At 71.0% G+C, this 11,849-nt stretch carries 9 protein-coding genes; 7 read left to right on the top strand and 2 right to left on the bottom strand.

Translation table 11 applies throughout. From position 1 onward, the window contains the following. Positions 1 to 71 precede the first annotated feature (71 nt). A complete protein-coding gene (locus ACNFOC_RS18735) occupies positions 72 to 1,610 on the bottom strand; it encodes an ABC transporter substrate-binding protein (protein ID WP_416960233.1) in 1,539 nt (512 codons plus the stop codon). Between the two features lie 171 nt (positions 1,611 to 1,781). Here ACNFOC_RS18735 and ACNFOC_RS18730 point away from each other — a divergent pair, with 171 nt between their 5' ends. From ACNFOC_RS18730 to ACNFOC_RS18700, 7 genes are all read left to right on the top strand, one after another. Next, positions 1,782 to 2,429 carry an Lrp/AsnC family transcriptional regulator gene (locus ACNFOC_RS18730; protein WP_416960232.1) on the top strand — a complete coding sequence of 216 codons (648 nt, stop codon included), beginning with the start codon at positions 1,782 to 1,784 and terminating at the stop codon, positions 2,427 to 2,429. A gap of 64 nt (positions 2,430 to 2,493) precedes the next feature. Then, positions 2,494 to 4,587 (top strand): NAD-dependent DNA ligase LigA, encoded by a 2,094-nt coding sequence (gene ligA / locus ACNFOC_RS18725; protein ID WP_416960231.1) that lies wholly within the window; start codon positions 2,494 to 2,496, stop codon positions 4,585 to 4,587. Between the two features lie 367 nt (positions 4,588 to 4,954). Next, a complete protein-coding gene (locus tag ACNFOC_RS18720) occupies positions 4,955 to 5,527 on the top strand; it encodes a hypothetical protein (RefSeq protein WP_416960230.1) in 573 nt (190 codons plus the stop codon). Positions 5,528 to 5,541: 14 nt separating this feature from the next. Beyond that, positions 5,542 to 5,973 (top strand): GNAT family N-acetyltransferase, encoded by a 432-nt coding sequence (locus ACNFOC_RS18715; RefSeq protein ID WP_416960229.1) that lies wholly within the window; start codon positions 5,542 to 5,544, stop codon positions 5,971 to 5,973. Between the two features lie 195 nt (positions 5,974 to 6,168). Then, positions 6,169 to 7,029: a PaaX family transcriptional regulator gene (locus ACNFOC_RS18710; RefSeq protein ID WP_416960228.1), complete on the top strand. Its 861-nt coding sequence runs from the start codon at positions 6,169 to 6,171 to the stop codon at positions 7,027 to 7,029. Positions 7,030 to 7,276: 247 nt separating this feature from the next. Continuing rightward, the gene (locus ACNFOC_RS18705) at positions 7,277 to 8,629 is read left to right on the top strand and encodes an alpha/beta hydrolase (RefSeq protein WP_416960227.1); all 1,353 of its coding nucleotides are present in this window, start codon (positions 7,277 to 7,279) and stop codon (positions 8,627 to 8,629) included. Positions 8,630 to 8,686: 57 nt separating this feature from the next. Then, on the top strand, positions 8,687 to 10,294 hold the full coding sequence (locus ACNFOC_RS18700; protein ID WP_416960226.1) for an MFS transporter: 1,608 nt from the start codon (positions 8,687 to 8,689) through the stop codon (positions 10,292 to 10,294). Positions 10,295 to 10,320: 26 nt separating this feature from the next. Here ACNFOC_RS18700 and ACNFOC_RS18695 read toward each other — a convergent pair whose 3' ends face one another. Then, complete coding sequence (locus tag ACNFOC_RS18695) at positions 10,321 to 11,643, bottom strand: DEAD/DEAH box helicase (RefSeq protein WP_416960225.1); 1,323 nt, start codon at positions 11,641 to 11,643, stop codon at positions 10,321 to 10,323. Positions 11,644 to 11,849 lie beyond the last annotated feature (206 nt).

Below are 11,849 nucleotides of genomic sequence, written 5' to 3'. Positions count from 1 at the left end.
CAATCCCCTGCGGCAGACCTCCACCGTCCGTCACCACAACTCCCTTTCGCCCCAGGTTGCTTGACGCGTCATCATATAGTTGCCGAGGAAAACACGGCAGACCGCTTGCCCCACGCCACGCGGCCGGGGATGAAGGGGCCGTCGGTGTTCATCTTCGTCTGGATCTGCTCGTACAGGGTCTTGCGGGTGTCGTCGCCGATCGTCGTGGCCGCCTTGTCGCCGAGCGCGGTGAGGGTGGGGTCGGCGCCGGCCTTCCAGCCCGCGCGGAGGCCGACGAGTTCGCCGGGCAGGAAGGTCAGGTAGTCGCTGGGGTCCGGGTAGTCCGGGCCCCAGTACCAGAGGCCCAACTGCTCTTTGCCGTTGCGGTAGTTGTCGAGTTCGGTGGTGGTCGGCGCGGGGGCGAGCGTGACGGTGATGCCGACCTCCTTCAGCTGGGCCTGGACCCGTTCGGCGAGGGTCTGGAGGGACAGTCCGTCGACGGTCAGGTCGCTGGCGTAGCCGAGGGTCACGGAGGGCTTGGCGATACCGCTCGCCTTCAGGGCCGCTTTCGCACCGGCGAGGTCGCGGCCGGCGGCCTGCGAGGCGGGCAGCGCGCCGAGGAAGGTCGACGGGATGATCCCGGCGGGCTGGACGGACCCGGTGCCGGCGAGCGAGAGCAGGCTCTTGTAGTCGATGCCCTTGCGCACCGCCTCCGCGAACTTCGCGTTGGCCGTCGTACTGCTGACCTTGGTGTTCCGGTTGAGCAGCAGGAAGATCACGTCCGAGGACGCCCCGCTGTCCACCTTGAGCCCGCCGCCGAGCCCACTGACCTGGTCGGAGGTCAGGTCGAGGGCGATCTGACTGTCGCCGCGTTGGACGTTCAGCTTCTGGGTGGGGGCCTGGACGTTGCGCAGGACGATCTTGTCGTAGGTCGGCTTGTCGGAACCGGTGTACTTGGGGTTCTTGGTCAGGACGACCTGGGTGTTCGTGTTGAACGAGGTGAGCGTGTACGGGCCGGAGCCCGCCGACGCGGTGTTGAGGTACTTCTCCGCCCCGTCCGTCGAGGTCGCCGAGCCGCCGTGGGCCTGGACCGTCTTCGCGCTGAGGATGCCGAGCGCGGGGTTGGGGAGGATGAAGGGCAGCGCCGGGTTCGCCTTCTTCGAGGTCAGGGTGACGGTGGCGGCGTCCGTCTTCGTGACCGTGACGCCGTCGAGCAGGAACGACGGGTTGCCCTTGAGCGCGATCACCCGGTTCAGCGAGAAGACGACATCGTCGGCGGTGACCGCGCTGCCGTCCGCGAACTTCGCGCCCGCGCGCAGGTGCAGAGTGAGCGTCTTGCCGTCCGCGGACTGCTCGTACGAGGAGGCCAGTCCCGGCACCGGCTTGGTGACGTCGGAGCCCTTGAAGGACAGCAGCGTCTCGTACAGCGCCTTGTCCACGATCTGCCCGGTCGGCTCGAACTCACGGCCCGGGTCGGCGGTCTTCAGGTTGAACGACGTGTCGACGACCAGGGTCTTGCCGGCCGAGGACCCGGTGGCGCCCGTACCGCCGGAGCAGGCGCTCAGGGCGAGCGCCGCGACCGCGACGAGAGGGAGTGCCACCGGGTACGACCCGGCACTGAATCTGGGCATGCGTGCCTCCGTGGGCAAGACAGAGCAGAGCGGAGCGGAAGAAGGCCGTGCGGGACCGGGCGGATGCCGGGAGGGGACCTGGACGATTCGCCGTTAGGGTTGGCTGAAACTAACCAGGACTCTCGGCGGACGGGACCAGCGCGAGACGAAATGCAACGGAGAGGCGCGAACATGGAAGATCTGTCGACCCCGGAGACCCCGGGCGAGCGCCGCTCTGGACGGATCGGCATCGGTCTTGCCCTGGATTCGGTGCATTTCAAGATCCTCGACGTGCTGCGCAACCAGGGCCGCATCTCCGTAGCGGCCCTCGCGGAACGCGTCGGCGTCTCCCGCGCCAACGCCTACACCCGCCTCGAAGCCCTCCGCGCCGACGGCGTGATCAACGGCTTCAGCGCCCGCGTCGACCACAACCGGGTCGGTCTGGAGATCTGCGCCCTGATCTTCGTCACGGTCCGCCAGGAGCTGTGGAAGCAGTTCCGCACGGCGCTCGCCCAGATGCCCGAGGTGGAGTACTGCGCAGTCACCACCGGCGAGCACGACGCCATGATCCAGATCCGGGTGGCCGACGTCACCGCAGTCCACCGCCTGGTCACCGACCGGCTTTCCATGATTCCCGCGGTCCGCGCGACGGAGACGGTCATCATCCTCGACGAGGTGCTCCGCCGCCCGTACGTCCTGCCGACCGCTCCCCGCTCATCCGAATCCGCACCCGGCACCCCTCAAGACGCCCCCGGAACAAACCAGTTCGGCATGACCCGCTTCATCCGCGCCGCCGAGGGCCGCGCCGACCTGCAACGCGCTTCCGAGCCGGAGGACTGACGGGGGAGGCCGCGCCGCGTTCGGCCCGGGGGCATTGTCAGTGGTGGGAGGCAGGATGAGAGTCATGACAACTCCTACAGCTGTGATCGTGGATGCCGCCGCCTACGCGCAGGCGGTCGAGGACGCGGTGAAGGCGTCGGCCGCCTACTACGCCGGCGGCACCTCCGCGCTGGACGACGACTCCTACGACCGGCTGGTGCGCGGCATCGCCGCCTGGGAGGCCGAGAATCCCGATCAGGTGCTGCCCGATTCCCCGACCGGGAAGGTGGCGGGCGGCGCGGTCGAGGGCGATGTCCCGCACACGGTGGCGATGCTGAGCCTGGACAACGTGTTCTCGCCGGAGGAGTTCACCACCTGGACCGCGTCGGTGGCCCGAAGAATCGACCACGAGGTCACGCGGTTCAGCGTGGAGCCGAAGCTGGACGGCCTGGCGATCGCCGCCCGGTACACGCGCGGCCGCCTCACCCGGCTCATCACCCGCGGCGACGGCACGGCCGGGGAGGACGTCTCCCACGCGATCGGCACCATCGAGGGCCTGCCGCAGGAGCTGGCCGAGCCGGTCACCGTGGAAGTACGGGGCGAAGTCCTCATGACCACCGCCCAGTTCGAGCACGGCAACGAGGTCCGCACCGCGCACGGCGGCCAGCCGTTCGCCAACCCGCGTGGCGCCTCCGCGGGCACGCTGCGTGCCAAGGAGCGCGCTTATACGGTCCCGATGACGTTCTTCGGCTACGGCCTGCTGCCCCTCGCCGACACCGGGACCGAGCTGGCGGCACGGCTGGCCGAGCTCGCGCACAGCGACCTCATGACCCAGGCCGCCGCCTACGGGGTCAACACCACGGCCACCACCGACGTGCCCGGCATCACCGCCGACACGGTCGAGGAGGTGCTGGCCCGGGTCCAGGAGATCGCGGCGCTGCGGGCCCAACTGCCGTTCGGGATCGACGGGATCGTCATCAAGGCCGACCTCGCCGCCGACCAGCGGGCCGCCGGGTCGGGATCGCGGGCCCCGCGCTGGGCGATCGCCTACAAGCTGCCCGCCGTGGAGAAGATCACCCGGCTGCTGGAGGTGGAGTGGAACGTGGGCCGCACCGGCATCATCGCCCCGCGCGCGGTCCTGGAGCCGGTCGAGATCGACGGCGCCACCATCACCTACGCCACCCTCCACAACCCGGGCGACATCACCCGCCGCGACCTGCGCCTGGGCGACCATGTCATGGTCCACCGCGCGGGCGACGTGATCCCCCGCATCGAGGCCCCGGTGGCGCATCTGCGTACCGGCGAGGAACAGCCGATCGTGTTCCCGGAGGTGTGCCCGCGCTGCGGTTCCGGCATCGACACCAGCGAACTGCGCTGGCGCTGCGAACAGGGCCGCAACTGCCACCTGGTCGCCGCCCTCTCCTACGCCACGGGCCGCGACCAGCTCGACATCGAGGGCCTGGGTCACACCCGCGTCGTCCAGCTCGTCGACGCCGGTCTGGTCGCCGATCTCGCCGACCTGTTCGCCCTCACCCGCGAGCAGCTCCTGGGGCTGGAGCGGATGGGCGACACCAGCACCGACAACCTCCTCGCCGCGATCGACACGGCCAAGGGGCAGCCCCTGTCACGGGTGTTGTGCGCGCTCGGGGTGCGCGGCACCGGCCGCTCCATGTCCCGTCGTATCGCGCGCTTCTTCGCGACCATGGACGACATCCGGGCCGCCGACGCGGAATCGATGCAGCGGGTCGAGGGCATCGGCACGGAGAAGGCCCCCTCGATCGTCGCCGAACTCGTCGAACTGGCCCCGCTGATCGACAAACTCGCCGCCGCCGGGGTCAACATGACCGAGCCGGGCGCGACGCCGCCCGCGCCCACGACGGACGACGCCGCGGCCGACGGCACGGAAGCCGGGGCCACCGCCGACGACGGGCCGCTGTCCGGGATGACGGTGGTCGTCACCGGCGCGATGACCGGCCCCCTGGAGAAGCTCAGCCGCAACCAGATGAACGAACTCGTCGAGCGCGCCGGTGGCCGTTCCTCCTCCAGCGTCTCCAAGAAGACCACCCTGGTCGTGGCCGGCGAGAACGCGGGATCCAAGCGGGCCAAGGCCGAATCCCTCGGTGTCCGCCTCACCACCCCCGACGAGTTCGCGACGCTGATCGCCGACTACCTCAACTGAAGCCCCGCGTAAGGGATGTTCCGCAGGGGGTGTTCCGCAGCGGGTGTTGTCCAGAGGTGTTCCGCAGCTCACAGTCACCTCCGGGGCGTGGGCGGGAACAACTGGGCCGGGTTGCCCGTTCTTCTGTACGTGGCTGCGGAGGGGACAGTGTCCCCGGGCCTCACCTATAGCCCATGGGGACGATCGTCCGGCTGAAGCCCCATGGAGCCCCTCGCCGAGAGGCGACCGCCCTCCGCACGCCACCACGTACGGCCCCGGCTGGTCTCCCCCGTCCAGCCGGGGCCTCTTTCACTCCCAGGAGCGGCCTCGCGCACTCGGCGACAAGGGCAGAATGGAACGCCACACAGCCGCTGCGGATGGGGAGTTCATGGACACGCGTACGTTCGACGCGCTGACGGAGTCGATGAAGAGCGCGTACGTCGCGGGTCTCAGCGAGGGCGCCGTCCCCCGCCCGGTCATCATGCCGCTGGTGCGCGGCGAGTTGGTCGGCCTGATCTGGCTGCGCCCGGTCACGTCCGGCAAGGACGCGCTCACGGCGATCGCCTCGCTGTCCAACATCGCCGCGGCGGCGAACGCCGACGAGATCGTGCTCGCCTGGGAGACCCAGGACGTGGCCACCACCTGCGAACTCCCCGCCGACGGCCCGTCCCCCTGTCTCAACATGGTGCACGCCACGAAGGACGGCCACACGCTCCACCAATTCCCGTACACCGAGGGCACCTTGGCCGACACCCCCGAGGGCTCACCGTCGATCGAACCCCACTGGCAGCCGGCCCCGACTCCCCAGCCCGACGCCGAACTGGTGCCCCCTGTCCAGGCGGCGGTCGACTACGCCTTCACTCCCCTCGAACTGGACCACCCCTCCCCGTTCGGCGTCACGGTCGTCCTGATGGAAGAGGACGGATACAACCTGCGCCTGACGGAGGCGTTCGCCTTCTGAACGGACGAGCCGACGTGACCATCCGCGACACGACAGCCTCGGACGCCACCGCCGTCTACCGTCTCCTGACCGGATTCGTGACGAGCCACCGGCCCGACCGCGCGGTCTTCGACGAGGTCACGTTCCCCCGGATCATCGAGGCCGCCGCGGACGGCAGAGCCGAGTTCCTGGTCGCCGAGCAGGACTCGCGCGTGATCGGTTACCTCCTCGCGCTGCGCCTGCCCACCCTCTTCGCCGGCGGAACGGTCCTCGAGCTGCTGGAACTCACCGTCGACGCGTCCGTACGCGGCCGGGGTACGGGCTCCGCGCTGATCCGCGCCGCGCAGACAAGGGCCCGCGCCGCGAAGGACGTCGAGGTGACCGTGCCGACCCGCAGGGCGGCCGGCTTCTACCGCAGTCTGGGATTCCACGAGACCGCCGCCTACCTCAAGTGGTCCACCACGTGATCGGAACTGCGGTACTCGCCGACCAACGCACCCGCCGGACCAAGGCGGCCCCGGGGCGGGTTCCCGGCACAGCGGCTCCCGCGCACGAGGTACCTGCCTCCCCGCCCCCAACCTTCGGCTGATATTCGATTGCCGTTACAGACGCGACACAGTTCACGGAACAGAGGCTCCGCACGCCCGCGCCGGGCCTACGCTGTGCCCGTGACCAGTGTCGACGTCGCCGCCGGACCCGCCGCCGAGAGCGGGCCCGAGCCGCGCACCCAGTCCCTGATGCTGACCTTCTTCGGCGCTCACGTGCTGGGGCGGCCCGTCGCCGTGTCGTCGGGCAGTGTGATCGCCGCGCTCGGGAGGGTGGGGAGTACCGAGGAGGCCGTGCGGACCACCCTGAACCGCATGGTCAAACGCGATCTGCTGGAGCGTCGCCGCCAGGGCCGCAAGACGTACTTCGCGCTGACGCCGCACGCCGTCCAGGTGCTGACGGACGGCAGGGACCGCATCTGGCGGACCGGCGCGGTGAACCGGGACTGGGACGGGCGCTGGACGATGGTGGGCTTCTCGCTTCCCGAGGCGTGGAGCCGCGAACGGCACGATCTGCGCTCCCGCCTGATCTGGGCGGGCTTCGGCCCCCTTCAGAACGGCCTGTGGGTGGCCCCGGCGCCCGTCGACGTCCGCGAGATGGTGGCCGGGCTCGGCCTGGAACCGTATCTGCGGGTGTTCCGCGCGGAGGTGGAGTCGCCGACCGACGTCCGCGAGGTGCTGGAGCAGGCCTTCGACGTGCCGGCCATCGGCGCACGGTACCGGGCGTTCCTGGACCGCTGGGACCGCACCGACCCGCTGCCCGCGGCAGCCTCGGGCGACGACCTCGCGGGCCAACTCCTGCTGCACACCGACTGGTTGGATCTCGTACGACGGGACCCGCATCTGCCCGCCGAGCACCTCCCCGGAGACTGGCCGGCCGCCCAGGCGGAGACGGTCTTCCGCGGGCTGGCCAGCCGCTGGGAGCGCCCGGCGGCCCGCGCGGCCACCCGCCTGTTGGACACCCTGACGCTCGACTGATCCGCGCCGCGCGCGGAGCCCCTCCCGTCCGCACCCGGCCCTCGCGCGTCCCCGCACGCCCTCACGCGGATTCGTCCGCCTCATTATTGGTCACTCTATTGACGGCCATGAAAAAAGAGCCCTACATTCGCACCGCTCTTCCAACTCGTGCTCGCCCCATTCGCGATCACCCCGCTCGCGCTCACCCCGCTCGCACGCCCAGCACGCTCCCCCTATCGGTCCCCACTCGACTCGCGGAGCCGCCGTCATGTCCCGACCCCGTTTCTCGACCCTCGCCGCCGCCTGCGCGACCGCCCTCGCGACTGCCCTGATCGGTCCGGCGACCGGCGCCCAGGCCACCACCGCGGGCCACTACTCCGGCACGCTGACCGACGGTGCCACCTGGATCGCGGACACACCCGAGCAGTGGAACGGCACCCTGCTGCTGTTCAGCCACGGCTTCGGACCGACCACCGCCGCCGACGCCCCGTCGCCCGCCGTGAGCAAGGCCCTGCTGGACGCCGGTTACGCCCTCGCCGGGTCCTCCTACGACCCCAACGGCTCGATGTGGGCGCTCGATTCAGCCGAGCGGGATCAGTTCGCCACCCTCACCGCCTTCCGCCGGCAGGTCGGCACACCGACCCGGGTCATCTCGGTGGGCCAGTCCATGGGCGGCCTCGTCAACGCGCAGATCGCCCGGGACGGCGCGGGCCGCGTCGACGGCGCGCTCGGCCTGTGCGGCCTGGTCGCGGGCGGTGTCGATCTGGACAACTACCAACTGGACGCCGAGTACACGCTGGCCACGTTCTTCGATCCCGCCGACGCCGACGCCCTGGTGAACCTCGACGACCAGGCCGACGGCGCCGCCCTCGCCGGCCGGCTCACGACGGCCGTGGAGACGGCACAGCAGACCCCGGCCGGACGCGCCCGGATCGCCCTGGCCGCCGCCTATCTCAATCTGGCCGACTGGGCCCCGGGCCAACTGCCGCCCGCGCGCGACGACTTCGCGGGCCAGGAGCAGCAGCAGTACGCATGGCTGGCGCAGGGCCTGCTCAGCTTCATCATCCCGGCGCGCTGGTCGGTGGAGCAGTCCGCGGGCGGCAACACGTCGTGGAACAAGGGCGTCGACTACGCCGGGCTGCTGCGCGAGTCCGCCCACGCCAAGCAGGTCGAGGCGCTCTACCGTGACGCGGGGCTCGACCTGCGCACCGATCTGAACCGGCTCACCAGCGGTGCGGACATCACCGCCGACCCGGCCGCGGTGGCCCGGCTGAAGCACACCTCGACCGCCGGACAGGGACTGGCCGTTCCGCTGCTGGACCTCCACACCACCGCCGACCAACTGGTGCCCGTGGAACAGGAGTCGGCGTTCGCCGGGCGGGTGCGCGCGGCCGGAGACGCCCCACTCCTGCGACAGGCCTACGTGTCCCGCCAGAGCCACTGCAACTTCACCACCGCCGAAGTCGTCGCCGGCCTGCACGCCGTGGAACACCGGTTGGACACCCGGCACTGGGGCGACTCCGCCACGGCCGCCCAACTCCAGCGCGGCGCGGACGAGTTGGGCCTCGACGGCGCCGCCTTCACCGACTACCGGCCGAGCCGCCTGACCGGTACCCGCTGATCCAGAAGCACCCTCTCCACCGTCCAAGCCCGCGCGCCACAGGAGCCCTCCGTGTCAATGACGACCGAACCCTCCACCAGGTCCGCCACCGGCCCCGGTCTGACCACCGGCACCCTGGTCGCCGGTCTCCTCGCCGTCTGCCTCGCCCAGATAGGCCTGGCCATACCGGCCACGCTCAACGGGTTGTTCCAGTCCGACCTGCACCCGGTGGGCTCCCAACTCACCTGGATCTCCGACGCGTTCCTGCTCCCGGTCGCCGTCCTGGAGCTGACCTTCGGCCTGCTCGGCGACCTCTTCGGCCGTAAGCGGCTACTGGTCGGCGGGGCCGCGCTGCTGGCGGTGGGCGAGTTGGTCAGCGCCACCGCCTCCGGCGTCCACCAGCTCTGGGCCGGGCAGGCCCTCGCGGGCCTCGGCGCCGCCGCCCTGTTCCCGACCTCGCTGGCCATCCTGGCCGCCGGCACCACCTCGCCCGCACAGCGCGCCCGGGTCATCGCGATGTGGGCGGCCCTGCTCTCCACCGGCGGGTTCATCGCCCCGCTGCTCGGCGGCGTCACCGCCACCTACGGCTCGTGGCGCTGGTCGTTCGTCGTGGTCACCGCCGTAGCCGTGGCGAGCGTCGTGGTGAGCGCCCTGTTCGTGGTCAACTCCAGCGCGCCCGAGGGCCGTTCGCTCGACATAGCGGGACAGGTGACCATCGGCCTGGGCCTGTTCGCCCTCCTCTACGCCATCATCCAGGGCCCGACGGACGGCTGGGCCTCGCCCTCGATCGTCATCGCCTTCGTCCTGGCGGCCGTGTTCCTCGCCGCCTTCGTCCTGGCCGAGAAACACGCCAAGTCCCCGCTGCTGCGCCTCGACCTGTTCAGCAACCGCGCCTTCGCGGTGGCCTCGGTCGTGGCCGTGGTGGGCATGTTCGCCTTCCTCGGCACCGCCTACTCCGTCAGCATCCGGCTCGGCCCGGTCCAGGACCAGGCGCCGATGCGGACGGGCCTGGCCTTCGTCCTCCTCAACGGCATCACCCTGGCGATGCTGCCCGTGACCGAACGGCTGCTGCGAGCGGTCGCGCCGGGTCTACTGCTGGGCTCGGGGCTGCTGTTGATCGCGGCGGGCGACTACTGGGCGGCCACGCTGCCGATCACCGACACCGCCTTCACCTCGCTGATCGTGCCGCTCGGTCTGGTCGGCCTGGGCTTCTCGGTCACCGTCACCTCGATCACGGCGACAGCCGTCAACACCGTGCCGACGCACCTGGCCGGCATGGCGAGCGCCACCACCAACCTGCTCCGGGACTTCGGCTTCACCCTCGGCCCGGCCGTCATCGGCGCGGTCGCCCTGAGCCGCGCGGCCGGCAGCTTCTCCGACTCGCTGCACGACTCCGCCCTGCCACAGGCACTGAAGGGCGCGGGCACGGCCGTACTCGAAGAAGGCGGCCCCCTCGCGGTGAACGGCGCCGCGGAGGCCTCGCCGAAGCTGGCCGACCTGCATCCGCTCGCCCTGGACGCCCTCGGGCACGGCTACTCGATCGGCTTCGTGGTCTGCGGTACGGCCGCGCTGTGTTCCGCGGTGCTGGCTCTCGTCACGCTCCGCGGGCGTGCCGGTTCGGATGGCGATGCCGCCGCACATGACACTTCCCTGGCCGCACATGACGCTTCCCTGAAGGAGTCGTAGTCCAGCAGGAGCGAACTCCCCATGGATCAGCGGCTCTTGCGGACCCTCGCCGCCGCGCGGGCCTCCGCCGCCTTGCGGGCCTCGGCGGTCTTCCGGGTCTCCTTGCCCGCCCGGCCCGGGCGGGTGCCGATGCCGCGGAAGGGGGCGTTGCCGCCGCTGGTCTTCGTCCCGGTCGGCGGGCGTTTGGCGCCGGTGATGGCGGTCAGTTTCTCCTCGCCGGAGCGGACCTGGGTGACGATCGGCCGGATACCGGCGTCGGACATCATCCGGTTCACGTCGCGCCGCTGGTTCGGGGTGACCAGGGTGACCACGCGCCCGGACTCGCCGGCGCGCGCCGTACGCCCGCTCCGGTGCAGGTAATCCTTGGCGTCGGCGGGCGGGTCGACGTTGACGACGAGGTCGAGGGCGTCGATGTGGATGCCCCGTGCGGCGACGTTGGTGGCCACAAGGACGGTGATCTCGCCGTCCTTGAACTGGCCGAGGGTGTGCGTGCGTTGGGGCTGCGACTTGCCGCTGTGCAGGGCGGACGCCCGTACCCCGCTGGCCCGCAGGTGACGGGTGAACTGGTCGACGGCGGCCTTGGTGTCGAGGAACATCAGCACCCGGCCGTCCCGGGCGGCGATCTCGGTCGCCGTCGCGTACTTGTCCGCGGCATGGATGTTCAACACATGGTGTTCCATCGTCGTGACCGAGCCCGACGCCCGGTCTACCGACGCGTGAACCGGGTCGTGGAGATGGTCCTTGACCAGCTGGTCGACGTCGCGGTCGAGCGTGGCCGAGAACAGCAGCCGCTGCCCGTCGGCGGGGATCTGCCCCAGGATCTCCGAGACCTGCGGCAGGAACCCCAGGTCGCACATCTGGTCCGCCTCGTCCAGGACGGTGATCCGCACGTGGTTCAGGAGGCAGTCCCGGCGGGACACCAGGTCGGTCAGCCGCCCCGGCGTCGCGACGACCACCTCGACGCCGGTCCGCAGCAGCGCCTGCTGCCGGTTGATCGACAGCCCGCCGACCACCGTCGCCAGCCGCACCCCCAGCGTCTGCGCGTACGGCTCCAGCGCGTCGCTGACCTGCTGGGCGAGCTCGCGGGTCGGCACCAGGACCAGGGCGAGCGGCCGCTTCGACTCCGCGCGCCGGCCCGAGATCCGCACCAGCAGCGCAAGACCGAAGGCCAGCGTCTTGCCGGAACCGGTCCGTGCCCGGCCGAGCACATCGCGCCCGGCCAGCGCGTCGGGCAGCGTCGCCGCCTGGATCGGGAACGGCTCCGTCACGCCGAGACCGGTCAACGTCTCGACCAGCCCGGACGGCAGCCCGAGCGCGCCGAAGGAAGCAGCCGGCGGCTTCGCGTTCATGGGGAACCTTCCTGAGTCCGATGCCCGCAACGGCACCGGGGTCCGTACCCCCTCGGTACGGACCCCGGCAGCGTCGAAGCGTTCACCCATTTTACCAGCGGACCCCGGGGACGCCCGCCGCCGAGGACAGTGCCGCCCAGACATACGGGCGCGGTTGTCAAGGTCGTCGCGGCCGAACAATTGCCGAGCAGCAGCTCGGCGGTATG

This window comes from Streptomyces colwelliae (assembly GCF_048158785.1).
GTDB lineage: Bacteria > Actinomycetota > Actinomycetes > Streptomycetales > Streptomycetaceae > Streptomyces.
This window is presented reverse-complemented; position numbering and strand designations above follow the sequence as displayed.